Below are 24121 nucleotides of genomic sequence, written 5' to 3'. Positions count from 1 at the left end.
ATGACGGCTGGTGGTTTCGACGGAGTTGAACGGCGCGGGCTGATGTTCGTGCTGTCCTCGCCCTCGGGCGCGGGCAAGACCACGTTGTCGCGCCTCCTGATCGAGCGGATGCCGGGTTTGAAAATGTCGGTGTCCGCCACCACGCGGCCGATGCGGCCGGGTGAAGTCGATGGCCGCGATTATTTCTTCGTCGACAAGCCCAGATTCGAAGCGATGGTCGCGCAGGGCGAATTGCTGGAATGGGCGACCGTGTTCGACAACCGCTATGGCACGCCGCGCGCACCGGTCGAGGCTGCCTTGTCGGCCGGGCAGGACGTGCTGTTCGACATCGACTGGCAGGGTACGCAGCAATTGCGGGAAAAGGCCCGCGCCGACGTCGTCAGCGTGTTCATCCTGCCGCCGTCGGCCGCCGATCTCGAGAAACGGCTGCACACGCGGGCGCAGGATTCCGACGAGGTCATTCGCGGGCGCATGAGCCGCGCCACCCATGAACTCAGTCACTGGGCGGAATACGACTATATCGTCGTCAACCACAACGTCGATGACGCGTTCGCCGAAGTGCAGTCGATCCTCAAGGCCGAGCGCCTCAAGCGCGAGCGCCGTACCGGCCTGACCGAGTTCGTTCGCAAGCTGCAGCGCCAGTTGGAAAAATAGCCGTCGCTTCGGTTAGTTCTGCGCGCTGCGGGCGAGCCGGGCCAGCATTTCCGTAACCTGCTGATCGCGCTCTCGCTCCTGAGGGACACGCACTCGTTCTTGCGGCACACGGACTCGTTCTTGCGGTACCCGCACTCGCTCCTGAGGCGCGCGCACTCGTTCCTGCGGTACGCGGGCGCGCTCCTGCGGCACGCGGGGCCGCTCCTTGGGCACGCGGGTATGCTGCACAGCGCCGGCGTCGGCGCGTCGCAGCCGGGCGTCTTCATCGTGGAACACCGGCGGCGAGGGCCGCTTGGTGCGGGCGGCATCCCACATCGCGCGCCGCTTGCTGCGCATGGCGCGGCGCGCCCGCATGCGGCCGATCCTGACGATCGCGCTGACCGTGAGGCCGGCGAGCGCCAGCGCGGCCACCATTACCAGGAGCAGCATCTGCAGTGATGCGGTCGGCTTTGCCGGCGCGGCGTCCGCTGCGGCGGGCGCAACCTGATCTGCTGCGGGCTGCTGCACTTCGTCAGCCTGCGGCTGGTTTGCGGGCGTGGCGGCGGCAGCGACCTGTTGATCGGGTGTGTTGGTCGAGGAGCTTGCGCCGGGAGCGTCGTTCCATCGCATGCTCGCCAGCGGCGCCGGTGCGAGCACGTTCGGCATGACAGCGCTTGGTCCGTTCTGAGCGGCGGGCGCGGGAACTGCGCCAGTCGTTCGCGGCTCGGCTTTGTCCAGCGAACTTGCCGCTGCGCGGTTTTGCTGGGCGACCCATTCAGCGCGCGCGTCGTCGAATGACTTGCGCGTCTCCGCTTGCGGCGGCGCTTCGGCCGAAGACAATGCCGGCGCCGACTCCGGCGGCGCGGCGCGCGCGAACTTGTCGTCAGCCTTCTCGCTCTCCTCGCGGAGATACCAGCATTTACGTTTCGTCGCGCGATCGATCCGATAGTACCAATGGCTGCCCGAGGGTGTCGCGCCCTTCGGCGCCGGCAGGCAACTGTCTGCTGCGGCCTGGTTCGCTTGCTTACCGGCCTCCGCACCTTGCTCAGTCGACTGCGCCCGGAGATCCGTCACGGTGGCCAGATTTGCACCTGCCACGATACCTGCAAGGAGGGCCGGGACGAATTTCACGGAACGGTACGACATCTGCATCCCCGGCAACGCTACGCTATGCGACGCTTGATGCCCGCAATCTGGTCAGAGACTTGGGTCGCAATGAGCCGCAATTTCGGAGCGGATGGGGTATAATTGCGGCTCGCGCGCCGCCTCATATGTGGCGGGCTAAGCCATTGAAAACCCGACCGAAAACAGAGGTGTTTCTGCGGGTCGAAAGCGCTATTGTTTGGAAGCGTTCTAGCGTTCGGAACAGCGGTTCAATCGCGCGAATGAACCGGGAGCCGATGCGCTCGATAGATGCGATCGGCGCTGGATACAACATAGCGATCTCGCGGCGCGGGTAGCGCCCGAAGTTATGCATCGACGAAGCCCTCAGGAAACAGAGGGCGCAGGGAAAGCCGGGTGCCCATGACACCCGCAGTCGTGCGCAAGAATGCACACGGTGGACCGCAGGTGCGCCGGATCACCCGGCTTTCCCTGCGCAGTGGTTTTAACGGCTTATGCCGCGTTCTCCCCGGAGCCGAATTCCTTTGGCCTCCGTCGCCGACGGATTGGCGACTGATCGAAAGCCCGGTTGGGCCCGACAATCTCCATCGGCTTGACACCAGCAACGGGTGCCAGGACCGCGCGGTTTTGCCGTCCACGGCTTCCCCGGACCAAAGCGCTTCGACCGGCCCGTATGCTGCCGGAAGAAGTTTTGGCCGAGGCGTTTAAGCGCCGGTCGTCTGCGCAGGCCGTGTTCGCTCACGGAAAGACCCCCCTGCGAACACCACTCGCGCCCGACGCTGCCGCGTCCACCGCAACCCGTCCCAACGTCAGTGACGCTGGCCAACGCCCCTCTTCTCGGGACAGGATAGCGGGAGTTGTAGGTTTGATTTGGGTGACGCGTTAAGCGAAAAATCTTGAGCGGGAGTGAAATAAGTTTCTTGCCATGTGGGGCAAATCAGTGGAAGGGCGGCGGAGAAAATCGGTGCAGCATAAAGCGGCGGTTAACTGCATTATCATTCGGGCAGCTTTTCCATAACGTCAGGTTTTGAACCAACGCGAACTGCGGCAAGGGGCTGGCCATTGGGTGGCTATGTTCAAGCTTGCGAAGCTTTAAAAGTGGACATTCATCCCCGGATACAGGCGCAGAGCGGCGGAAATGGCGGATCAGCTTGAACTTGCTACACTTCATCGGGTCGGCAGCACTAGTCCTTTGAAACAGGAGAGGTATACATTCGACTTTGTCGTCAATGGAGCATCCCTCTTCAAGCTACTGAGGCGTCCAGCCTTGATATGTGTGGGTGCCTTTCGGACCCGCGCTTCGAGCCTGAGGTCGCCGATCGCTTCAACGGCGGAATAGCAAGCATGTTGACCTCGGATGTCCCCGTCGGGGGAGGTCACCGTGCGTCTCTGTTTGTTTGCTCCAAGTGTGGCGATCTCGCTTGTGGAGCTATCACCGTTCTTGTCGCGCGAAACGACCTTGTCGTGCAATGGTCTGATTTCGCATATGATAACGGATACGAGGCCGGAACCAAGCTTGCGCATGTGGGCCCCTTTGAGTTTGAGTGGGCCGCGTACTTGGCAGCAATCAGACGGGCAGATGCCGATTGAGGTGGCTCTTGGCCGACGCTGAAGCGCTGCCTCGAATTATAACCTCCGATTTGCAGGTTAGATCGGACCAGCTTATCGGGAGGAAGCGCGCGCTTTGAATTCCTCCCAATGACGGGACATCCACTCATCCTGTTCGCTCACCGTGCCGACCGCGGTGACATCTTCGACGGGATCGAACGTTTCAATCAGTTGATCCCTCGATGCCGGTTCTCCGAACTTGTGTGCCCAGCACTTTCAAGCGCCAGCGGCACGCGACATCGGGGATGGGCAGACATTCGGTCGTGCTCCCTGACAAAGAGCGCGAAAATCCCTCAGGTTAGATGACACGTCGAAACGCACGAAGGCACTCATACAAATCCGGTGCGTCGAAGTCGCGTTCCAGGCCGCCGACAGGCCAGACAACCGCGAGCCGGGCAAATATCTCGGTCTAGCTCTGTCAGCTTCAGCCAAACGCCGATCTTGTCACTTCCGGGCCGCTGAATGTTCAGCAGTATGATCTCTGGATCCATTTGCTTCGGTGCACTCAATTGAGACGTTATGGCTTCGTTGGCGTCGTTAGCAAATTCAGTGCACTGTCACCGCGATTTCGCGGTGAAATCGGGCATCAGGTGATGGAACTGAAAGACGAAGCCCCGCGGCCGACCGGCCTGGGGAAGAACCCGAACGACTGACGCCTCATCTCCCCACCTCATGGTAATCTGGCTTTGCTAAAGGGAAAATAGCGCCCAGCATTTGGTGTCGCGGTCGCACGGAGCGGCGCTGAATCTCGTCGGAAGAGGATAGCGAGATGACTGAACGAATTTCGCTGGAGGGGAAGGCCGCGGTTGTGACCGGGGCAGGCCGCGGGCTCGGGCGGGCATACGTCGAACTTCTCGCCGAACGCGGTGCCCGGGTCGTGGTGAACGACCTGGGGACCGAGGTATCGGGGTTCGGCAAGGACTCGACGATCGCGGACCAGGTGGCCGACCTCATTCGGTCACGTGGAGGCGAGGCAATCGCGAATGACAGCGATGTTTCCACCCCTGAAGGTGGCAGTGACCTGATCGCGACGACCGTCGAACATTTCGGGAGAATAGACCTTCTCGTGAACAACGCAGGTATCTGCGGAAGCCAGCTATTCGAGGACGCCACCCTTGACGATTTCGATCACTATTGGCGCGTGCACCTCGGCGGGCCGGTTAATACGGTGAAGGCTGCCTGGCCGTATATGGTCGCACAGCGCTATGGGAAGATCATCCTCACGACGTCAGTCAGCGGTCTGTTCGGACTGCGTGGCCAAGCCACTTATGCGGCGGCCAAGTGCGCAGTAGTCGGATTGATGCGCATTCTTGCAATTGAAGGTGCTGAGCATGGAATTCTGGTGAACGCCATCTCGCCAGTCGGGTACACGAGGATGCACCCAGCCGCGGGATCCCGCTTGGCTGAAGCAGATGGAAGAGCCAGCATGCCGGTTGAGGCTGTTGCGCCCACGATCGTCTGGCTGGCAAGCGATAGTTGTTCGGAGACGAACCGCATCTACAACGTGGCAGCCGGAGCAATCCAACGTATCGCTATCGTCATGGGACCCGGCTTCTACGATCCACATCTGACACCCGAGAGCATCGCCGAGAACTACGCAAAGGTCGAATCGATCGAGGGCTTCTCCGAACCGGGTGCGTTCGAGCCCAGCGGTGCGTAGATACGGATTCCTGGAACGGCGAAGTCTTGAGGAATTACGTTAGGTCATGGAGACGTCGACTGGTAGCAGACACGGCTCCAAAGACTTTGTCGCGCAGCGCCGTCGGGTCGCTCGCCGGGCACTTCAGTTCTCGGGATTACGGTGACAGTGCACTTAATGGACGTTACGGCTTCTTCGGCAGTTAAGTGCACTGCCACCGTATTTAATTGTCGTGCCGCCGACGGCGATGCCGCCGGCGTCACACCCAATTCATTGCAACGATGTGAGACGCGTCGCTTCAGTCTTCAGCACGATATGCCCGACAATGAAGACTGTTTCATCGGAGGGACGACGGCATCACCGTACTGAAACCTATAGCGATCGCTTGCCTCCGGCTAGGCGATCTCGCCGTGGCGCGCTATTCTTCTTCTTCCACCCCACGTTGTCGCGGCTTCGAACAAACTGGTGACCCATGGACAGCGATCCCTCACGGATCCCGGTTGAGCCAATTCCATTCGAGCACGGCCTGACCCACTTTGCGGAGAGTCTCGCCCGAGGACAGGCCAAGATCGTCGCGATAGGCTCGTCGACGACGGCGGGTAGAGGCGATATCACGGCCTATCCGGGGCGCCTGCTGTCGTTCCTCCAGAACGGATATCCGAAGGCCAACATCGCCATGGTCAACAAGGGAATCGGCGGCCAGGAAACGCCGATCGAACTTCAGCGGTTCGATACCGACGTCATCGCCGAGAAGCCCGATCTGGTGATCTGGCAGGTCGGAACGAATGCAGTCTGGCAAAGCCCGGACCAGCGTCCTCCCTCCTTCGACGAAACCACCAGCGCCATCCGCGAAGGACTCGTCAAGCTACGTGAGGAAACGCGGGCTGACGTTATCCTGATGGACCTCCAATATGTCCCGGCCGTGCTGACACCGGCCAAGAAGGATAAAGCGATCGCGATGGTCGACGCGATCAGCGAACTGGCGCGGGACGGCGGCGTCAATGTGTTCCGACGCTTCGCATTTATGAAGGGCTTGTATCAGGTTGAGCAGGTCTCGTTCGACCGGATGGTCGACCCGACGGATCAGCACAGGCTGCACGACAGCGACTGGGTCACGCACCGTGTGGCGTGGGCGATAAAGCGATCGTCGGCGGCGTCGATAAGGCAACACCATGACGAAGATTTTCGCCAGCGGGTGTGATGCTGATCCCGACTGACGGCATCCAAGAACGCGAGAAGAGCCCCAGCGCTTACCCTGAGGCCCTTCTTTCGCGGGAACGATGTCACCGGGGGAGTGCGACATCGCACCAATTTCTGACCTACCGGTCGGTCCAGCATCCCAGCCGGACCCTACTGCCGTCGAGCGCGTGCTTAGTCGCAGATGCGCTCGCGAATCCTGACGCGTTCACCAAAGCGGTTGGTGCGTTCACGGATCACGATTCGGCAGTCATCTCTGTAATCACGGTAGTAGGGGCGATCATAGCCGGGACCAACGTAGACGCCGCCGGGACCGACGCCGAACTCGATAGCGTTGGCCGAGGCGATGGTTCCGACCGTAAGCAGTGTCGCAATCGTCAAGGCAGATAGCTTCATAGATACCTCCTCTTGTCGATCAGAATCAAAGGCTTCGGAAAGCATTCGTTCCGCTTGGCGGAGATTTTGATGGCGTTGTCATCTTCGGTTCCGCCAAGGAAACATTGCAGCGAACCGTCTCGGTTTCGATCGCAATCGGCCATCGCGGTACCGGCAGAGCCCGTCGCTATTGTCGTACTCGATGCAGGTTTCACGCCTGTGGTTGCGAGCGGAGGGACTTGACGCCGATCTGAATGGTTGATCGATTTGTCTTCCGCACCCCTCCCGCTCCGTATTCGGACGAGGACACCATGACTTCACTTGCGAAACTTCTCACTCAGAAGCAGCAACTGCTGGCCAGGTTGGAGGAAGACCCGGGGCCCAATGAGCGCGCCGAACTGGAACGCATTTTGGAGAAAGTCGACACAGCGTTGAATTCACTGGAGCCTGCGCCCAGCGACATCGCCGAGGATCATGACAGCCGTTCCAGGCCCGGCTGCTAAATAACAAGGCGACTTCGCTTTCCGCGGCCTCCAAGCCGATCCGGTGACAGCACTAGACTGCAATTTAGGATCGTCGCCTGCCGCGCGGACAAGGCCGCCGCCTGAACTAGAGCATGATGAAATTGGGTTTGATTGCGACCACGAAGAAGGTGCGCTCCCTCTCCCGCTTGCGGGGGAGGGCTGGGGTGGGGGTGTCTCCGCGGGCGGCGACACTGCCCGAATGGAGAGAGCCCCACCCGGTGCTTTGCGCCGACCTCCCCCGCAAGCGGGAGAGGTGAAGCGCGTCTGCGGCCAAATCGATCTAACCAAAAATCATCATGCTCTAGACTAGCCGTTTCGAACAAATCGGAATTGCTCGGTGCCACGTTCCTGAGGATCGGAGCTACGCTCAATCATACGGTAGCCTTCGTGCGCGGCGAGGAACGCCTGCGCCGGTATCCAATTTCGTTCGTACTTCACCAGCTTGTCGCTGGCGGTGGGCAGCCGTCCTGGGCCGTTATCGCTGAGGAATGACGTCTGCACCTCTCGCTTTTGCGCCTCACCGTCGCTGGTTGGAACGCGCTTACACAGCATGACTGCGGGCCCTGTCGCGCAGAGAGATCTGACGGTCTCGATGGCATCGGGAACATACTGGATCGCACCATCTGAGTGCATTAGCTCGACATCTCCGAGCCAATCGGCAGCCTGTTCGATGTCGCTGAAGAACATCAGCCTGTTCGTTGCCAGTTCGAGAGCGCGGCGAGCCATAGCCTGAGTTTCCACGACCGCCCAGCGGATGTCGGGGTTCTGCAGACGAGCGAGCTTGTAATGCAGGCCCGCGCCACCGCCGAAATCAAGCACCGTCCTTATGTCAGACACGAGCGGCCAATCGCCTCTCGGCTCGTAGGCTACTGTCTTCCGGAAGATCGTATCGACCAGCTCTTCATTCTGATAGCCTTCGATCACTTGGTCCGGCGGAAAGAGCTTTCGCCTGAGACGTCCTATCAGGCTCATACGCGTTTCCTTTTGATAGCTGGTGGCACACCGAAGACTCCTGGACATGCTTTTTGAAGGGGAATTCACCCCTGTCGCGGCTTCATTCCGAGTCTTGCGCCGCACATGCTGCCATAAGTGCACTGGCACCGTAAGTCCTCACCGTAAGTCAGTACTCGTTCATCTAAATGGAGGCCTCAGCTCGCCCGCGCGGCGCGGCACGTTTCGGCAGATCGGCAATGCGTGCCTTGAGGCGTGGTAGCGCGAAGTCCAGGAAGGCGCGCAACTTGACCGGCATGAAGCGATTGGGCGGATACACAAAGCTGACGGGTATCGGCGGCGGCTCGAAATCCCGCAGCAGCAGCGCAAGCTCTCCGGATTTGACCGATTCGACAACCTGATAGGAGAACACGGTTGCGATCCCAATGCCGCTGCGCGCGGCCTCGTAAGTCGATTCAAGGTTGTTCAATACCAGGCGCGACCTCACCGGCACGACATGTTCAATTTCATTCCGATCTCCTTTGAATGTCCATGTAGTCGGTGACTGCAACGGCACGAAACTGATGCAGTCGTGTTTGGAAAGGTCGTCAGGAGATCTGGGCGTGCCGCGGGCTTTCAGATACGCGGCGGATTTCTCCGATCCGGATGGCGATCAGGCTGCTGTCGGCCAGCCCGATCTTTTCTGCAGCAGGCGGTCTTCTCTCGGCCGGTCTCTTCGTCACCACCGTCAGCTTCATGATCTCGACGCCAGGCGTCGTGGTGCCGGAGCTCGGGCTGCCCGCGATCACGGTCGCGCCGGGTCAGTTTCTTCTGAAGGATGTCGGCCTGTTCGCCGCTTCGTTCTGGGTATTCGTCGACTCGCTGAAGGCGGTGGTTCGCAGGTGAGCAGGCGCGCAGCGTCCTGGGAAGAAAGGGACTACTTCCGTTGAGCAACATTCGTCATCAAGGAGAAAGCAATGAGCAAACGTCTCGATTACAACCAGATCGCGCCGGCAGGCGTGAAGGCACTGGGCGGCGTCTACGGCTACGTCATGCAGAGCGGCCTTTCTCCAGCGCTGGTCGAACTGGTTTACCTGCGAATTTCCCAGATCAACAACTGCGCCTACTGCCTCGACATGCACACGCGCGACCTGCTCAAGAAGGGAGAGAAGATCGAAAAACTCGCGCTGCTGCAAGCGTGGGCGGAAGCCGGCAATCTCTTCGACGAGCGCGAACGCGCCGCGCTTGCATGGGCCGAAACGGTGACGCGCGTCGCCGATACCGGCGTGCCGGATGACGCGTATCAGGCCGCGCGCGCCGTGTTCGAGGAGCGCGAGCTCGTGGACCTCACGATCGCGATCGGCCTGATGAACGCCTACAACCGCATGGCAATCAGTTTTCGCAATACGCCACAGGCGGCGCTCGGGAAGTAGGACCAGGCGCCGCATGCCATCCAGTGGCCATGATCGTCCCGGGAAGTTTGCAGGGATGGCACAACGCCTCGGCGAGGTGCCATCCTCTATTCCGCTTTTTCCCGAAAGTGCTATCATTCAACGGTCGTTGTACTCGCAAGGGATGTCGGTTGGCTTTGAGCACCCGGAGAGGTGGTGTCGTGGCTAAATTGGATGATCGCACGATTGCAAACATGGAAGTTGCGTTGGAAAAGGCCTGCCGCCGCTTTCCCAACGGCGGCGATCATGAAAGCCGCAAGTACATCGCCCGAAAGCTGATGCAGAGTGCGGAGGAGGGAAACACCACCCTGGGCGGATTGGACGTTGTCGCGCACCGGGCCGTTCAAGAACTGTCGAAGCCAAAGTCGGCATAACGATCCATCGCGCAAATGATCGCTGGCTTAGTGGCTCTTTGGAACGGGAAGCGTGGCCCGGATGAGCGAAGCGACATCCGGGGCCTTTACCGTCCAGCGGTCCCGCATATCGTATGCGCTCATGCGGGCTACTTGCTTCGTGGCTCTTAGCTGGCGCCTACACAATCCGCTTGCCCGGCGCGCCCGCTGATCCTCTGGGATTGACGAACGGAGCGAGCAGGTTCTGCGGGTCCGATATCAGATCGGGATGACCCCGCAGATGCTCGAGCATGAAATTCACGAAAGCCTTGACGCGAGCGGCAAGATGTTTGCGGCTGGCATAGTGAATGAAGATGCGCGCGGGTTGTGACACGGATTCGGGCAATACCGGCCTTAAGGCCCCGGTGCGAAACAAGGGAAGGACAAACGGAAGGGGAGCGAACACCAAGCCCTGACCGTGCACTGCTGCCGTGACCAGTGCGGGGATATCGTTTGCCAGGAAATTGCCGGTGATTGGCGGCGCTTCAGAGAGGTGTCCCGGGCCTAGTCTCCAGGGCACAGGTTGAGAGTCACGGCCGCGCAGCCGCAGACAATTGTGCCGCGACAAGTCGCTCACCGAGAGCGGAATGCCGCGCTCGGCAAGATAGGAGGGGGCTCCGCACACGACAAAGTGCAGCGGCGCGACCTCGCGCATCACCATTGTGCCGTCGCGTGCCTCGCCGGCGCGGATGCCAACGTCGAAGCCTCCGGCGATCATATCGGTGACTGCATCGTCGAGATGCAGCTCCAGTTCGATGGCCGGGTAGCGGCGACTAAAGTCGGGAATAAGGGGCAACACGTAGACTCGCCCGAAGGGCGACAGGCACGTCACTTTGAGGGCACCTGTCGGAGACTTTCCTCTTTCCGCGATGACCGACTGCGCATTTTCCAATTCGCGCAGCGGACCGCAGCAGCGCTCGTAGTAAGCCCGCCCTTCCTGTGTCAACGAGAGCTTGCGCGTGGATCGCTGCAGCAGACGCACGCCAAGTTGCCGCTCCAGCCGCTGCACGTTCTTGCTTACGGCAACTGGCGTAACGCCCAACTTCTTGGCCGCGCCAGCGAAGCTTCCCGCCTCGACGGCACGCACGAAACCGACCACACCGCGGATGCTCTTCACGATCAGCCAATCCCAAACTTTTGGTTAGCAATGATAGGAGCCCGGCTGATCTAATCAAGCGTGCGTTTTGCTGCCAGTGTCCGCGCAGCGCCAACCGCAATCGAGCAAAGGTCCAACGGCATGAAGGCTGTTTTGCTGGCCGCCACGATGGCTTGTGCAGGGCTGCTCCTCGGCATGCCGTTTCACCTAACGACTGGGCTTGCAGGTGACAGCGTCGTCGGGACCGCGACGCTCGAACTGCAGAACGCGGCAGCCGGCCGCAAGGTCATTACCGAGCTTTGGTTCAAGGCCGCTCCCGACGCAACGATCGAATGGTTCTCCCCGCGCGTGCCGCTGCGTCCAATCCCCATCGCCCGCAAGGCGGAGCCACAGCCACCTCCAGAGAAGCGCCCGCTGATCGTGGTTTCGCACGGCAACTGGGGATCGCGATTCTCGCAGGGCTGGCTCGCGCTTGAACTGGTCAAGGCTGGCTACGTGGTCCTCTCCACCTCGCATCCGGGAACGGTCGGCGACGATCAGACCGTCGCAGGCCGCTACCGCCTGTGGGACCGCCCTCGCGATGTGTCATTTGCCCTGGACGAGGTCTTCAAGAACCCAAAATGGGCCGCGCTTGTCGATGCTGACCGTATCGGCTTCGTGGGCCACTCGTTCGGCGGTTGGACGGGCGTCAGCCTGGCCGGTGGCAGGTATGACCCCGCTCAACAAAGAGCCTTCTGTCAGGCAGCCGAGAACAAGGACTTCTATTGCCAGGGCACACTCAAGGACGACATCGCAGGGGTGCCGGCGCAGGACGCGGGACAATCGTTCAAGGACGCGCGGATCAAGGCCTTCTACATCATGGGCACGGGGCCGGGGCAGGGCTTCATGCCCGACTCGCTCTACTCGATCAGCGTGCCGTTTGTGGTCGATACGGCGCAATTCGACGAGATCCTGGACCCGGTGTCGAATTCCACCAATCTGGCCCGGCAGATTCCGGGCGCTCGGGAGGTGGTGCGCGCGGTCGGGCACTTCGCCTACGTGCCCGAGTGCCGCTCGTTCATAGGCCCGATACTCACGCGCTTGGCGGGTCTGCCGCTGTGCGATGACCCCAAAGGCGTGGATCGCAGGCTCGCGCAGGATGCGGTGGCACGCGAAGTCGTTACCTTCTTTGATAGGACTTTGGCGCGAGCACCTTAACGCCGGGGCGGAGGCGTTGCGGCAGCTTTGGTCATTGCACCGCCTCAGTTCTTCAGCACGATACGTCCCACGACCTTGCCGGCGCGCAGTTCGTCGATCCATTTCTGGACATCGGCCATCGGTTCTTCCTTCATCGGCGTCGGCTTGATCTTGCCGGCGCGGGCGAGTGCCATCAATTCCTTTGCCTCGGCGAGGGTGCCGACCATGAAACCTTCGATGGTCATGCGCTTGTAGACCCATTGCACCATCGGCAGGCTGAAATTGCCGCCCATCAGGCCGGACACCACGATCTTGCCGCCGCGTGCGACCGTCGCAACGGCGAATGCCATCGATTTCTCGTTGCCCGCGAAATCAACGACGCCGTCGAAGCCGCCTTCGGTCTCTTTCAGGATGCGCCTGACGATTTCGGGTTCGGCCGGATCGTAGGCGACCGCGGCGCCGTTCTGCAGCGCAGTCTCGCGCGCGGCGGGACTGAGATCGGCGACCGTAATGTTCTGCTTGAACATCGCCTGCGCGAACGAAAGCCCCATCATGCCGACGCCGCCGAGCCCGATCAGCAAAAGGTTGCGCTGTCGCGGACGGTCGACCAGCCGCTTGAGCGCGCCATAGGCGGTGACGCCCGAGCACATCAGCGTTGCGGCCTGATTGACCGGCAGCGGATCGTAATCCAGCAGATATTTGGCGTCGGGCACCAGCACGTGAGTGGCGAAGCCGCCATCGATCGAGACGCCGAGGAAGCGCTGCTTGACGCAGAGGTTTTCATCGCCATTGGCGCAGTCGCGGCACTGGCCGCAGCCGATCCAGGGGAATACCGCCTGCTTCTTTCCGATCAGCTCTTTCGAAACATCGGGACCGACTTCATCGACGACGCCGGCGATCTCGTGCCCGAGCGTGAACGGCAGCGTCATGCCGCGCGTGGTGTCGAGCCGCTTGCCGCCGCCGAGATCGGCGTAGCCGTCCTGGATGTGCAGGTCGGAATGGCAGAGCCCACAACGCTCGATGCGGACGAGGACTTCGCGTCCTTGCGGCTTTGGCGTGTCGACGATGGTTTCGCACAAGGGTGCATCGAACTTGACCAGCGACTGGCGACGCATCAGCGCCATGGCATCATCTCCTCGAGCAGTTTCTTGAGGGCGCGTTTAGGTTTTTATGCTTCGTATATCGGTCAATTCGCGGGCCATGGCAACAAAGCCCGAAATCGGAATGGTTTCGGCGCGCCTTGTCGCATCGATATGCGCGGCCTCGGCCAACCGGGCCGGATCGACCGAGAGCGATTTCAGGCTCTGCCGGAGCATTTTCCGGCGCTGGCCGAAGGCCGCAGCCGCCACCTGCTCGAGGGCGCGGCGGTCGCATGGCTCGGGTGCCTCACGCGGCACCAGCCGCACCACCGAGGAGGTGACTTTTGGCTGCGGCACAAACGCGGCGGGGGAGATGTCGAACAGGATCTTGGTTTCAGTGCGCCAGTTGGCGAGCACCGCGAGCCGGCCGTAGGCCTCGTCGTTCTCTCTTGCGACGATCCGCTCGGCGACTTCGCGCTGAAACATCAGCACCATCAAGTCGTACCAGGGCGGCCATGGCTCGATCGAGAGCCAGTCCACCAGAAGCGCGGTCGCGATATTGTAGGGCAGGTTGGCGACGATTTTTGCCCGCTCGCCGCCGAGCATCGGACGGGGATCGAAGCGCTGCGCGTCGGCGTGCACGATCTCGAGTCGGCCGGGATAGCGCTTGGCGATGTAATCGAGCGGGGCCAGCGCGCGCTCGTCGCGCTCGACCGCGATGACGCGTTTGGCGCCGAGCGCCAGCAGCGCGCGCGTGAGGCCGCCAGGGCCGGGGCCGACCTCGATGATGGTTGAGCCTTCGAGCGGGCCGGCGGCGCGTGCAATCCGCGCGGTGAGGTTGAGGTCGAGCAGAAAATTCTGGCCGAGCGATTTGCGGGCCGACAGGGAATGTTCGCGGATGACCTCGCGCAGCGGCGGCAGATCGTCGATCGCGCTCATGAAGGTTTGGTCGTCGCCATGCGTGCGGCTAGCCGCAGCGCCGCGGCGAGACTCGACGGGTTGGCCTTGCCGGTGCCGGCAATATCGAAGGCGGTGCCGTGGTCCGGCGACGTCCGGATGAACGGCAATCCCAGCGTGACGTTGACGGCGTCGTCGAACGCAATCGTCTTGATCGGGATCAGCGCCTGGTCGTGATACATGCAGATCGCGCAGTCATAGGTCTTGCGCGCCGCGGCGTGGAACATGGTGTCCGCGGGCAGGGGGCCCCTGGCGTCGATGCCTTCTGTGCGCAGCGTTTCGACAGCGGGTGCTACGATGTCGATGTCTTCGCTGCCGAGCGAGCCGTCTTCGCCGGCATGCGGGTTGAGGCCCGATATTGCAAGGCGCGGCTGGGCAAGGCCGAAATGGGCCTTCAGATCCGCAACCGCAATCCGGGCCGTCGTGACGATCAGCTCGGCCGACAGCCGGGCCAGCGCCTCGCGCAACGAAAGATGGATGGTCACGGGAACGACCGCGAGCGCCGGCGACCACAGCATCATCACCGGCTGCGGCACGCGGCCGCCATCGGCGGCGAGCTCGGCGAGAAACTCGGTGTGGCCGGGATGGCGGAATCCGGCGCGGTAGAGCACACCCTTGGCGATCGGGTTGGTGACGACGGCGCCGGCGCGTCCGGCCCTGACGTGGTCGACCGCATGGCGAATCGAGGCAAGTGCCGCGGTCGCGCTGGTCTCGTCGGGCTGCCCGGGACGCGCGGTCGCGATTTCGCCGGTTGCGACCACAGGCAGGGCTTTCGGAAATGCCGCGCTCGCTTCCTCGGGCACGGCGTCGGCGAGATCGACCGACAATCCCAGGATTTTCGCCCGCTCGGCGAAGAATGCGCGGTCGCCGAGCAGATAGAACGGCGGAAGGTCCAGCTCACCGCGCCGCCGCCACGCTTCAAGGGCGATGTCGGGACCGATGCCCGCAGGCTCGCCGGATGTCAGCGCGAGCGCCTTGGCTGGAGCCTCCGGCTTCGGATCCTCGGCCATCAACGATATTCGATCATCGCGGCTTTGCGGATGTCGGCCAGGTAAGCCTTCGACTTTGCCTCGTATTTCTGCGTGTACATCTTTTCCCGGATTTCTCGCTTCTTCGGCGTGTCGATTTTGGTCGGCTTGCGTTCGCACAATGCCACCATCTCGACTCCCTGTTTGGTGATTTCGGGCGGGGTCAGGCGACCGACCGGCGTCTTGTCCAGGAGCTCGCGAAGCGGGCCGGGAATGTCGGCCGAAGTCTTGGTGACGATGCCGCGGATCGCAGCATTCTGCATCGACTTGAAGTAGGAGTTGGCCTGCTCGCAGCTCTGGACGCGCTCGCGCAAGGACTCCGCCTCCTTGCGCCGCAAGTCGATCGCGCCTTGCGCCGAGCCGCGCGGCACGATCAGCACGATCGGCTGCAGCCTGTATTCGAACGCGTCCGCCTGGGTAGGTTCGCCGCTTTGCTGGGCGGCGTCGGCAACGTCTTTCTCGCCGACCTGGAGGCTCTCCTTGAAACGGCCGCGCACCAGGCTGCCCCAGACCATCTCGGCCTTGAGGCGGGCCTTCAGCGTTTCCGGCCGGACACCAGCGCTCTCCAGGGATTTGGTGAGCTGCTCGGGCGACAGCCGCATCCGCTGGCTCATGCCCGCATAGGCCTGATCGATATCGCTCGCCGTAGGGTCGACGCCGAACCGCTTGGCTTCCTTGACCTTCACCTTTTCGTCGATCAGTTCCTCGATCACCTCCTGCCGCGGCATCTGCTTCCGAGTCGTCAGGAAGTTGAGCTTGGTGCGCTGCTCGATATCGAGACTGGTGATGGGCTCGCCGTTCACCATCACCACCACGGACTGCGCTTGCAGCGGTGAAGCGCCGCCGGCCAGCACGGCAAGCGCGACGGCACCGCCGGCGATCAGAGACCAAAATCGGCGAGGAAGGAGCTTAATGGTCGTCATGGTCATGTCAGTCGTATCAACCAATTCGTACCGCGCGGCGCTGGGTACTCTCCGGCAAGATCGGGCCTCACGCTACTGAATGCCGCTGCTGCCCGAGGACGAGGACGTATTCGCAATAGTCCGCAGGCCGATCTGCACCATGAAAGCGTGATTGAGCACCGGCGGCGTCGTCCCGGCGGAGTAGGTATAGGACGTGACGTAGTTGGCGGCCAGCACGAAGCAATCGTCCACATAGCCGGCGCCGATGATGTACTGGTTCAGCTTGTTGGCTTCAAGATCCCAGCGCGCGGCTCCCGAAACGACCCAGTTCGACGCCACCTTGATGGATGCGCTGCCGAGCAGGCCTTCGCGCCGGGTTAGATACCCGAGTTCCGGCTGGGCGGCATAGTTGCCGTACATCATGCTGACTGACCAGCGGTCGAACGAGGCGCGTCCTTCGGCTTCGAATCGATTGACGTTCATCGTCGCTTCATCCATGCGCGAGCGCACGCTGAACGTATAGGTCCGGTTCGGCGAATAGTTGACGCGGGCGACGTAGTCGGAGCGGGTGTTCTGCAGGCCGGAATTCAGCGCCGTGTTGGTGGCGTCCGCCACGGCGAACGAGTTCAGGCCGAACAACTGGTAGGATTGGCCGAACAGCACATTGACGCTGCCGCCGCGATCGAACTGCGTGGTCGCCTGCACGCCGACATTAGCGCGGCCGCCGCCCTCGACGCGGTCGTAGCCGGAGAACTTGTCGATCGCGAACAGGTTGCTGGCGTCGAACACCATGCTCTGCGCGTCTTCGTTCGGCAGCCGGCCGGCGAAGGTCTCGTTCGGGCGAGCGATGATCTGCGCGATCGGCTCGATCGTGGTGGTGCCCCAAGGCTGAACGTTGATGAAGGGGTAGCGATATTCGAGGCCGACCGTCGGCATCAGGCGGACCGCCTGCGTGTCGCCCACGGGGAGGAAATTCGAAACGCCGGGCTGGTTCGAGATCGAGGCGTCGATGGCGTCGGCGCGCATGATCGCAAACGGCGTCCAGATCTGACCGATCGGATCGGTGTACGAGCGCCGCCACTGCGCTTCGGCCGTCAGCCGCGTGTAGGTGCCGGGCATGCCGCGCAGCAGGCACTGCGAGGGAATCCGGGCCAGCGGATCGGCCGATGCGGTGAGGCACAAGCCGTTGGTGTTGGCCAGCGTCGTGATCGGGTCGAAGGCCGCGGTCGTGCGCGAGAGACTGGTGAAATTCGTCTTGTAGCTGACCTCACCGCCGAGGATCGGGTGGTTGATCACGTTGGAATAGTCGACGACCGGATGGATCACCGGCACCTTGTCTTGGTTCCCGGAGAAGGAGAGGTAATGGATCGTGCGCGCATCGAAGAAGCTGCGATTGCCAACACCGGTCAGATAGAGCTGCGAAATCGCTTCCGTCGGCAGGCTCAGGAACGAGCCCAGCGGATCCCTGTATTGGGCCAGCCGGTAGTCCGAGAAGAAATAATAGTCCGACAGCAGGACACCGTCCCAGCCCCAGACCCATTTGTCGTTGATGGCGAACTGGCCCTTGGTGTCGATGCCGCCGCGGAAGTCACGGTCGCCGGGCTGACCGGCGAACGCGCCGGGATCGAGCTGATTAATGCCGTAGCCGCGGATCTGGTACGAGCCGTTGATCAGCCGCTGACGGAACTCGCCCTGGAACAGCACGCCTTGCCGCGTCGTGAAGCGTGGATTGAACGTTGCGTCATAGTCCGGCGCGATCGCCCAGTAGAACGGGGTTTCGACGGCGTAGCCATAGGTCGAGTTGGAGCTGTAGGCGGGCATCAGGAAGCCCGTCTTGCGCTTGACGGTCGGATCGGGCGTCGAAAAATACGGCAGATACGCCATCGGCACGCCGAAGAATTCGAGCTGCGCGTTCTCGAAGTACAGCATCTTCTCGGTCTGGTCATGGATGATGCGCGCACCCTTGACTTGCCACAGCGGAGGCTTCTTCGGATTGTCCTTGCACGGCGCGCAGGCGGTATAGACGCCGTTTTCGAACACGGTGTAATTGCCGGCGGAACGATCGGCGCGCGTCGCCGCCATGCGCGTTTCGTCAGCCGTATCGACGCGCAGCGAGTCGACGAAACCGTCACGGTAGTCGTCGCTCAGATCCATGATGTTGGCGTAGGTGACTTTGCCTTCCGCATCCGTCAGACGGATGTTGCCTTCCGCATGCAGCCGCTTCGTCTTCTGGTCGTAAATGACCTTGTCGGCCTCCACGCTGGTGCCGTTATAGAACATCTGCACGTCGCCGACTGCCGACACGCGCTGGTTGTTATAGTCGTAGTCGACCTCGACGGCTTGCACGAGCATTTTGCCGTCGTTGTTGACAGGGCGCGGCGGCGGCTTGGGCGGGCGCGGATTGTAGGTGAAGCTTTGCGCCGCGGCGGGAGCCGTCAGGGCGAGCTCGACCGTGCCGCCGAAAACCAGTCCGGCGAGCAGGGCAATCATGGGGGCGCCAACGGCGGCCAAGCGGGCTCGATAGCGGCGCACGGTAGTGCGCCGCCTGAACGCAGGCGACCTCAACTGGCGGGCGGCGACAACGGCCACTACCCGTCCTCCTGGTACAACAAGGCCAAAAAGCCGGTGAGGCCACCCACACAGACGGGCAACCACGCCGCAGCGATGGGATGCATCAACTCAGCCTTGCTCAAATCCTCAGTAACTTTCGATAGAACGTAGAGCAGAAAGCCCGCGCCCACGCCACTCAAAACCATCTTTTGCACGCCGCCCATCCGGAAGAAGCGAAGGCTGACGGAAGCCGCCAACATCACCATTGCAGCCAGCAAAAACGGCTGTGCGATGAGCTTATGGTACTGCAGACGGTAGCCTGCGGTCGCGAAGCCGGAGCTTTCGGACGAGCGGATATAGCCGGGCAGTTGCCAAAAAGACACGGTTTCGGGGGTGGAGAAACTGTTGCGAACCTGGGCCGGGGTCAGGGTGGTTGAGAGGTAATAGTTCTCTTGATCAACCGGAGGTTTATCAAGGGAGTATCTTCGTACCGATTTGAAGGCCCAGCGACCTTCTTCGAGCGAGGCTTCGCGCGCCTCGATTCGCTCCTTGAACTGGAGATCGGTATCGAACCGGAACACGGTCAGCCCTGTCAGCCGGACACCCTGCTGCTCGCTGCGGGCTGCATTGATGATCGACTGGCCGTCGCTGTTGATCTGGTTGAGCCAGAAGCCGGATGCATCCTGAATGCCGCCGCCGGGCGCCGAGCCGAACAGTTCGGCTTCCATCCGCTTGGATAGTTCGCGCAGGTTTGCCGACATCGGGTTGTAGGCAACCGTTGCCAGGGTACCGAGGATGATCGAGCTTGCCAGCGCCGGCGAAATGAACTGCCAGGCGGATACGCCGGCCGCACGCGCCACCACCAGCTCCAGCCGCCGCGATAGCGCGAGGTAGCAGGTCATCGCGCCGATCAGTACACAGAACGGCATCAGCTTTTCGAGCAATTGCGGCACCCGGTACAACGACGTCTGCGCCACCGTGATCGCCGATGCCGACACCAGCCCGGAGGTCTTGCGGACCATTTCGATGTAATCGACCAGCACGAGCAGCACGAAAATGCTCGCAAACACGCCCACCGCCGAGACCAGGAAGCGGCCGGCAAAATATCGCCCGAGCGTGTTGGTGACCATGCTCATGCGGTGGCGGGCCGTCCAAAGAGCCGAGCAAGGCGTGCGTTCGACCTGTTGATGGCCTCCATCAGCGCGGCCGGTGGCTCCACCACGATGCCGCTGATGATCATCCACAGCCCGACACCGATCGCGCCGAACAGCATCGAATACTGCACGAGAGCCATGCTTGGCGTCTTCACCGTCATCACCGAGCAGGCGAATCCCGCCATGCGCAGGCCAAACACCGCCACGATGGAGCCGCCGATCGAAAAATTGCGGCTCTGGCGCGTGGTGCGAGGCGTGCCGAGGAAAGCAAACGTCAGCACGGCGAAGGCGAAGGGATAGACCGGCGCCAAAAAGCGGTCATGCAGTTCGGCGTGAACCTGTCCGGACAATTGCTTGAAAACCGGATCATCCTCCGGGGGCGAGATCAGCTCCCAGAGATAGCGTTCGCGAATCCCCAGTGCGACGTCGCGGCCGCGATTGGAGAATTTCGACATGTCGAACGCGTAACGAACGAACGCCACAAAGGCCGGATCGCGCTTTCCGGTCTCGAAACGTTCGAGATTGCCGTCTTCGAGCACCAGATAGGAGCCGCTCTCGTTCTTCAGCACCGTGCCGTGGTCGGCAATGATGGTGACGCGCTCCTTGGGATCGCGGCGGTCGTCGACGAAAATGCCGGCGAGCACGCCGCCCGGCTGGCGCTCGCGGATCCGAATCGTCAGGTTCTGGTCGAGCTGTGCGAAGCGGCCGGGCTGCAGGATATTCGTCAGCACGTCGGCCGTGATTTCGGCATCCCATTGCTTGATCCGGCGCATGCCGTCGGGCGCGAGATAAGATCCGATGAAGGCAACCATCAGCGCCACCACGCAGGTGGCATAGAAAAATGGGCGGAACAGCCGGAAAGGCGAGAAGCCGGCGGCGTTCATCACGATGATTTCAGAATCGGTAGCGAGCTTGTTCAGCGTGTGGGAGATCGCGATCATCAACGCGATCGGGGCGATGATCAAAACCAGCGCCGGGATCACCAGGCTGGTGATGCCGAGAAAGGTGATGATGGTCTGGCCTTGGCTGGTCATCAGGTCGATGCCGCGCAATGCCTGCGTAATCCAGATCACGCCGGTGAGGCTGACCAGAACCAGCGCAAACGACGCGAGCGTCGTGCGGAAAATGTACCTGTCGATCGACCCCATCGTTACCGCACAATCCCACCCTTGCACGCCCAAAGGGCAGCTTCCGACCAATCCCTCTTTGGGGGTTCCCCATTGGTCGGGCCGCCAATCGTCAGCCGTCTACATTCTGACTACCATCCCTTTGATCCGTCAACAAAATGGCCGGGCCGTGGCGTGCCCTCGATACGGTTAATAATTCGCCTCATGTGGCGTTGCGGCCACTGCAACGCTTGGCAGTGGCGCGGCAGACAGGCCATAGTGCCGAAAACATCAGGTCCCGAGCGATTTGGGCCGTTACCGAAGAGAACATTCCATAATGCGGGTCGATTCCGGCCCCGCAAGACAGCCCTGAATTCTGGAGGATTTTACCCATGACCGACGCCGTCAAGGTCGGCTTTGTCGCTTTTTCCGCTCCGCCCCGCGGCGTTCTCGTGGTGTTTTGCGATGAGGCATTGAAGTTCGGCGAGGCGACGCGGAAGGTGCTGGGGAAGGCGGCCGATACGGTCAAGCGGGCGGCGGCTGCCAACCAGTTCAAGGGTAAGAGTGGATCGACGCTCGACATCCCGGCGCCGGATGGAATCAAGGCAGAGCGCCTGATCATCGTCGGCGTCGGCAAGGCGGCCGATATCAAGGAGAAGGATTTTCTCAAGTTCGGTGGGGTGACGGCGGGCAAACTCAACACCGCCAGCACAGCGGTCACTGTGATCGCCGAACTGCCTGAGGGGGCGATGCAGCCCGATTCGGCCGCCGCGATCGCGTCGGGCATCCGGCTGCGCGCGTATAAGTTCGACCGTTACAAGACGAAGAAGAAGGACGGCGAGAACGGCGCGATTCGCGCCGACGTTTCGATTGCCGTCGAGGATGTTGCCGCCGCGCGAAGGGCGCTTGCGCCCGCGTCCCATGTCGTCGACGGCGTGATCATTGCGCGCGAACTCGTCAACGAGCCGCCGAACGTACTCTACCCCGTAGAATTTTCGCGCCGTGCGAGCCAGCTCAAGAAGCTGGGTGTCGATGTCGAGGTGCTCGACGTCAAGGCGATGAAGAAGCTCGGTATGGGCGCCTTGCTCGGCGTCGCACAGGGCTCGACCCAGCCCGGCCGCACCGTGATCATGCGATGGAACGGCGGCAAAAAGGGCGATCAGCCCGTTGCTTTCGTCGGCAAGGGCGTCTGCTTCGATACCGGCGGCATCTCCATCAAGGGCGCCGCCAGCATGGAGGACATGAAGGGCGACATGGGAGGCGCGGCCTGCGTGGTTGGGCTGATGCATGCGTTGGCGGCGCGAAAAGCGAAGGTCAACGCGGTCGGCGCCATCGGCCTGGTCGAGAACATGCCCGACGGCAACGCCCAGCGCCCCGGCGATATCGTCACCTCGATGTCGGGGCAGACCATCGAAATCATCAACACTGATGCCGAAGGCCGGCTCGTGCTGGCCGACGTGCTCTGGTACGTCGCGAAGAAGTTCAAACCAAAATTCATGATCGACCTCGCAACACTCACCGGCGCGATCATGGTCGCGCTGGGTACCGAATATTCAGGCATGTTCTCCAACAATGACGAACTGGCTGATAGGCTGAGCAAGATCGGAAATGAAACCGGCGAGCGCGTCTGGCGCATGCCGCTCGGTCCCGAATACGACAAGCTGATCGATTCGCAGTTTGCCGACATGAAGAATACCGGCGGGCGCCACGGCGGCTCGATCACCGCCGCACAGTTCCTGCAGCGATTCGTCGACAACACGCCGTGGGCGCATCTCGACATCGCGGGAACCGCGATGGGCGCGCCGAAAAGCGACATCAACCACAGTTGGGGATCCGGCTACGGCGTTCGTCTGCTGGACCGCCTGGTCGCAGAATATTACGAAGCCACGAAATAACTCGGTTGCAGGCGATGACGGAAGTCCTGTTCTATCATTTGCAGGCCATGTCGCTCGAAAGCGTATTGCCGCCGATGTTGGAAAAGTCGCTGGAGCGCGGCTGGCGCGTGGTGGTGCAATCGACCTCGCCGGAGCGCACCGAGGCGCTCGATGCGCATTTATGGACATACAGCGATGATTCGTTCCTGCCGCACGCCACATGGCGCGCCGGCGATGCCCAGGACCAGCCCATCATTCTCTCGATCGAGGAGAGCAATCCGAACGGGGCCAACGTCAGGTTCCTGATTGACAACGCGGCGTTGCCGGCCGACTGCGACAGCTACAAACGTGTAGTATTGGTCTTCAACGGTGACGATGCCGATGCGCTGACGGCTGCGCGCGGGGCCTGGGCCGATTGCAAAGCGCGCGGATTCGAGGTGACCTACTGGCAGGCGGACGAGCGGGGCCGGTGGCAGCGGCGGCAATAGCGATGCTTGGAAAATTAGCGGCGCTGGCAATTGCCGATCCTTGGAAATTGGCGATACTTGGAAGTTAGCGATCCTTGGGAATTAATGATAACCTGCGTTTCTGCGCCGGACCTTGCGAGCAGCCATGGTCGTGCCGCAAAGTGATGGTCGGACAAGTGGTTACAGTAAGGGGTGGGGGCCTGGGTTTAGCGTGCGACGCGGAACAATCGATCGAAAGCCACTGCTGACGTTGTTGCTGCTCGGGCCTGCACTTGCGGGCTGCTCGGGTGCAGACCTGCTGTCGAAGGATGCGGACTGGTTTTCGCGCTCCGGACGCGTGTTCATCCGCAACGTTTCGATCGAAACGCCCCCGCTCACTCCGACCAAACCGGTCACGCCGGATGAACTCGTCAGTGCCGAGGGCGCTTGTCCCGGCATGGCAGCGCCGGGCACCGACGCCACCGCGCTGGCGAATGGCGCTGCGGGCAACCCGCCTCCATCGACGACGGGAACGGTGGCGCTCGGCCATACCGAATGCGACGTCGTGCGCGGCATCGGTGCGCCCGACAATGTCAGCCTTTCCAACAACCCGCGCGGCGACCGCGTGGCAGTCGTCAGCTATTCGCGCGGCCAGCGGGCTGGCATCTACACCTTCACCGCCGGACGCCTGACGTCGATCGAGCGTGCACCGGAGCCGGCGGCACCGGCAAAAGGCGCAAAGCCGAAGAAGAAGTCGGCTGCGACGTAAGCTCTGCGCGCTTGCGTGCCTCGCGTTGGCTATAGCGTTTTCGAGCGAACTAGATGCCGGTTAGCGTTAAGAAAACGCGTCAAAGCCCGCCAGACCAATGCTCTGAACCTAAC

The 24121-nt window shown here is 61.9% G+C and carries 23 protein-coding genes; 11 read left to right on the top strand and 12 right to left on the bottom strand.

The window, feature by feature from the left end:
• Positions 1 to 654: a guanylate kinase gene (gene gmk, locus RX328_RS28195; RefSeq protein ID WP_213250034.1), complete on the top strand. Its 654-nt coding sequence runs from the start codon at positions 1 to 3 to the stop codon at positions 652 to 654.
• 12 nt (positions 655 to 666) lie between these two features.
• Here gmk and RX328_RS28190 read toward each other — a convergent pair whose 3' ends face one another.
• A complete protein-coding gene (locus RX328_RS28190) occupies positions 667 to 1779 on the bottom strand; it encodes a hypothetical protein (RefSeq protein ID WP_213250036.1) in 1113 nt (370 codons plus the stop codon).
• Between the two features lie 2353 nt (positions 1780 to 4132).
• On the opposite strand from RX328_RS28190, the gene RX328_RS28185 reads away from it, so the two are divergent.
• Together RX328_RS28185 and RX328_RS28180 are read left to right on the top strand one after the other, a co-directional pair.
• Entirely contained in the window at positions 4133 to 5023 is an 891-nt protein-coding gene (locus RX328_RS28185) for an SDR family NAD(P)-dependent oxidoreductase (protein ID WP_213250037.1), read from the top strand.
• Between the two features lie 451 nt (positions 5024 to 5474).
• On the top strand, positions 5475 to 6203 hold the full coding sequence (locus RX328_RS28180) for an SGNH/GDSL hydrolase family protein (protein ID WP_213250039.1): 729 nt from the start codon (positions 5475 to 5477) through the stop codon (positions 6201 to 6203).
• A gap of 170 nt (positions 6204 to 6373) precedes the next feature.
• Here the strand turns inward: RX328_RS28180 and RX328_RS28175 are convergent, their stop codons facing one another.
• Positions 6374 to 6595 carry a hypothetical protein gene (locus RX328_RS28175; protein ID WP_213250041.1) on the bottom strand — a complete coding sequence of 74 codons (222 nt, stop codon included), beginning with the start codon at positions 6593 to 6595 and terminating at the stop codon, positions 6374 to 6376.
• A gap of 290 nt (positions 6596 to 6885) precedes the next feature.
• Here RX328_RS28175 and RX328_RS28170 point away from each other — a divergent pair, with 290 nt between their 5' ends.
• Complete coding sequence (locus RX328_RS28170) at positions 6886 to 7077, top strand: hypothetical protein (protein WP_213250043.1); 192 nt, start codon at positions 6886 to 6888, stop codon at positions 7075 to 7077.
• Between the two features lie 327 nt (positions 7078 to 7404).
• Here the strand turns inward: RX328_RS28170 and RX328_RS28165 are convergent, their stop codons facing one another.
• Positions 7405 to 8070, bottom strand: coding sequence for a hypothetical protein (locus RX328_RS28165; protein ID WP_213250044.1), 666 nt, complete (start codon positions 8068 to 8070; stop codon positions 7405 to 7407).
• A 163-nt stretch (positions 8071 to 8233) separates the two neighbouring features.
• The gene (locus RX328_RS28160) at positions 8234 to 8605 is read right to left on the bottom strand and encodes a LysR substrate-binding domain-containing protein (protein WP_317258517.1); all 372 of its coding nucleotides are present in this window, start codon (positions 8603 to 8605) and stop codon (positions 8234 to 8236) included.
• A gap of 89 nt (positions 8606 to 8694) precedes the next feature.
• On the opposite strand from RX328_RS28160, the gene RX328_RS28155 reads away from it, so the two are divergent.
• The 3 genes from RX328_RS28155 to RX328_RS28145 all read left to right on the top strand — a co-directional run bounded on the left by RX328_RS28155 (position 8695) and on the right by RX328_RS28145 (position 9853).
• Positions 8695 to 8934 (top strand): DUF417 family protein, encoded by a 240-nt coding sequence (locus RX328_RS28155; RefSeq protein ID WP_213250046.1) that lies wholly within the window; start codon positions 8695 to 8697, stop codon positions 8932 to 8934.
• Positions 8935 to 9005: 71 nt separating this feature from the next.
• Entirely contained in the window at positions 9006 to 9461 is a 456-nt protein-coding gene (locus RX328_RS28150) for a carboxymuconolactone decarboxylase family protein (protein ID WP_213250048.1), read from the top strand.
• 179 nt (positions 9462 to 9640) lie between these two features.
• Positions 9641 to 9853: a hypothetical protein gene (locus tag RX328_RS28145; RefSeq protein WP_312017979.1), complete on the top strand. Its 213-nt coding sequence runs from the start codon at positions 9641 to 9643 to the stop codon at positions 9851 to 9853.
• 157 nt (positions 9854 to 10010) lie between these two features.
• Here the strand turns inward: RX328_RS28145 and RX328_RS28140 are convergent, their stop codons facing one another.
• Positions 10011 to 10988 (bottom strand): LysR family transcriptional regulator, encoded by a 978-nt coding sequence (locus RX328_RS28140; RefSeq protein WP_213250053.1) that lies wholly within the window; start codon positions 10986 to 10988, stop codon positions 10011 to 10013.
• Positions 10989 to 11108: 120 nt separating this feature from the next.
• Between RX328_RS28140 and RX328_RS28135 the strand changes: the two genes are divergently transcribed.
• A complete protein-coding gene (locus RX328_RS28135) occupies positions 11109 to 12164 on the top strand; it encodes an alpha/beta hydrolase family protein (protein WP_213250054.1) in 1056 nt (351 codons plus the stop codon).
• A 44-nt stretch (positions 12165 to 12208) separates the two neighbouring features.
• Here the strand turns inward: RX328_RS28135 and RX328_RS28130 are convergent, their stop codons facing one another.
• From RX328_RS28130 to lptF, 7 genes are all read right to left on the bottom strand, one after another.
• The gene (locus RX328_RS28130; protein ID WP_213250055.1) at positions 12209 to 13267 is read right to left on the bottom strand and encodes an alcohol dehydrogenase; all 1059 of its coding nucleotides are present in this window, start codon (positions 13265 to 13267) and stop codon (positions 12209 to 12211) included.
• Between the two features lie 36 nt (positions 13268 to 13303).
• Complete coding sequence (rsmA, locus tag RX328_RS28125; RefSeq protein WP_213250056.1) at positions 13304 to 14161, bottom strand: 16S rRNA (adenine(1518)-N(6)/adenine(1519)-N(6))-dimethyltransferase RsmA; 858 nt, start codon at positions 14159 to 14161, stop codon at positions 13304 to 13306.
• A complete protein-coding gene (gene pdxA / locus RX328_RS28120) occupies positions 14158 to 15189 on the bottom strand; it encodes a 4-hydroxythreonine-4-phosphate dehydrogenase PdxA (RefSeq protein ID WP_213250057.1) in 1032 nt (343 codons plus the stop codon). Before pdxA ends, rsmA begins: the two co-directional genes overlap by 4 nt.
• The gene (locus RX328_RS28115) at positions 15189 to 16130 is read right to left on the bottom strand and encodes a SurA N-terminal domain-containing protein (RefSeq protein WP_213250058.1); all 942 of its coding nucleotides are present in this window, start codon (positions 16128 to 16130) and stop codon (positions 15189 to 15191) included. Before RX328_RS28115 ends, pdxA begins: the two co-directional genes overlap by 1 nt.
• A 72-nt stretch (positions 16131 to 16202) precedes the next feature.
• On the bottom strand, positions 16203 to 18599 hold the full coding sequence (locus RX328_RS28110; protein ID WP_213250090.1) for an LPS-assembly protein LptD: 2397 nt from the start codon (positions 18597 to 18599) through the stop codon (positions 16203 to 16205).
• A gap of 98 nt (positions 18600 to 18697) precedes the next feature.
• On the bottom strand, positions 18698 to 19795 hold the full coding sequence (gene lptG / locus RX328_RS28105) for an LPS export ABC transporter permease LptG (RefSeq protein WP_213250089.1): 1098 nt from the start codon (positions 19793 to 19795) through the stop codon (positions 18698 to 18700).
• Positions 19792 to 20961 (bottom strand): LPS export ABC transporter permease LptF, encoded by a 1170-nt coding sequence (gene lptF, locus RX328_RS28100; protein WP_213250059.1) that lies wholly within the window; start codon positions 20959 to 20961, stop codon positions 19792 to 19794. The genes lptG and lptF overlap by 4 nt, the downstream gene beginning before the upstream one ends.
• 350 nt (positions 20962 to 21311) lie before the next feature.
• Between lptF and RX328_RS28095 the strand changes: the two genes are divergently transcribed.
• The 3 genes from RX328_RS28095 (at position 21312) to RX328_RS28085 (ending at position 24008) form a co-directional block, all read left to right on the top strand.
• Complete coding sequence (locus tag RX328_RS28095) at positions 21312 to 22814, top strand: leucyl aminopeptidase (protein ID WP_213250061.1); 1503 nt, start codon at positions 21312 to 21314, stop codon at positions 22812 to 22814.
• Positions 22815 to 22828: 14 nt separating this feature from the next.
• Entirely contained in the window at positions 22829 to 23281 is a 453-nt protein-coding gene (locus RX328_RS28090; RefSeq protein ID WP_213250092.1) for a DNA polymerase III subunit chi, read from the top strand.
• 190 nt (positions 23282 to 23471) lie between these two features.
• Entirely contained in the window at positions 23472 to 24008 is a 537-nt protein-coding gene (locus tag RX328_RS28085) for a hypothetical protein (RefSeq protein ID WP_312017980.1), read from the top strand.
• The last annotated feature ends 113 nt before the right edge of the window (positions 24009 to 24121 follow it).

It is taken from the genome of Bradyrhizobium sp. sBnM-33 (assembly GCF_032917945.1).
Taxonomy (GTDB): domain Bacteria; phylum Pseudomonadota; class Alphaproteobacteria; order Rhizobiales; family Xanthobacteraceae; genus Bradyrhizobium.
Note: the sequence above shows the minus strand (reverse complement) of the source record. Positions and strands in the feature narration are given on the sequence as shown.

What these genes read in the sequence shown, in the direction of transcription:
- gmk (WP_213250034.1), top strand. Translation starts at nt 1, where the DNA reads ATGACGGCTGGTGGTTTCGACGGAGTTGAACGGCGCGGGCTGATGTTC.
- RX328_RS28190 (WP_213250036.1), bottom strand. Translation starts at nt 1,779, where the DNA reads ATGTCGTACCGTTCCGTGAAATTCGTCCCGGCCCTCCTTGCAGGTATC.
- RX328_RS28185 (WP_213250037.1), top strand. Translation starts at nt 4,133, where the DNA reads ATGACTGAACGAATTTCGCTGGAGGGGAAGGCCGCGGTTGTGACCGGG.
- RX328_RS28180 (WP_213250039.1), top strand. Translation starts at nt 5,475, where the DNA reads ATGGACAGCGATCCCTCACGGATCCCGGTTGAGCCAATTCCATTCGAG.
- RX328_RS28175 (WP_213250041.1), bottom strand. Translation starts at nt 6,595, where the DNA reads ATGAAGCTATCTGCCTTGACGATTGCGACACTGCTTACGGTCGGAACC.
- RX328_RS28170 (WP_213250043.1), top strand. Translation starts at nt 6,886, where the DNA reads ATGACTTCACTTGCGAAACTTCTCACTCAGAAGCAGCAACTGCTGGCC.
- RX328_RS28165 (WP_213250044.1), bottom strand. Translation starts at nt 8,070, where the DNA reads ATGAGCCTGATAGGACGTCTCAGGCGAAAGCTCTTTCCGCCGGACCAA.
- RX328_RS28155 (WP_213250046.1), top strand. Translation starts at nt 8,695, where the DNA reads ATGGCGATCAGGCTGCTGTCGGCCAGCCCGATCTTTTCTGCAGCAGGC.
- RX328_RS28150 (WP_213250048.1), top strand. Translation starts at nt 9,006, where the DNA reads ATGAGCAAACGTCTCGATTACAACCAGATCGCGCCGGCAGGCGTGAAG.
- RX328_RS28135 (WP_213250054.1), top strand. Translation starts at nt 11,109, where the DNA reads ATGAAGGCTGTTTTGCTGGCCGCCACGATGGCTTGTGCAGGGCTGCTC.
- RX328_RS28130 (WP_213250055.1), bottom strand. Translation starts at nt 13,267, where the DNA reads ATGGCGCTGATGCGTCGCCAGTCGCTGGTCAAGTTCGATGCACCCTTG.
- rsmA (WP_213250056.1), bottom strand. Translation starts at nt 14,161, where the DNA reads ATGAGCGCGATCGACGATCTGCCGCCGCTGCGCGAGGTCATCCGCGAA.
- pdxA (WP_213250057.1), bottom strand. Translation starts at nt 15,189, where the DNA reads ATGGCCGAGGATCCGAAGCCGGAGGCTCCAGCCAAGGCGCTCGCGCTG.
- RX328_RS28115 (WP_213250058.1), bottom strand. Translation starts at nt 16,130, where the DNA reads ATGACGACCATTAAGCTCCTTCCTCGCCGATTTTGGTCTCTGATCGCC.
- RX328_RS28110 (WP_213250090.1), bottom strand. Translation starts at nt 18,599, where the DNA reads ATGATTGCCCTGCTCGCCGGACTGGTTTTCGGCGGCACGGTCGAGCTC.
- lptG (WP_213250089.1), bottom strand. Translation starts at nt 19,795, where the DNA reads ATGAGCATGGTCACCAACACGCTCGGGCGATATTTTGCCGGCCGCTTC.
- lptF (WP_213250059.1), bottom strand. Translation starts at nt 20,961, where the DNA reads ATGGGGTCGATCGACAGGTACATTTTCCGCACGACGCTCGCGTCGTTT.
- RX328_RS28095 (WP_213250061.1), top strand. Translation starts at nt 21,312, where the DNA reads ATGACCGACGCCGTCAAGGTCGGCTTTGTCGCTTTTTCCGCTCCGCCC.
- RX328_RS28090 (WP_213250092.1), top strand. Translation starts at nt 22,829, where the DNA reads ATGACGGAAGTCCTGTTCTATCATTTGCAGGCCATGTCGCTCGAAAGC.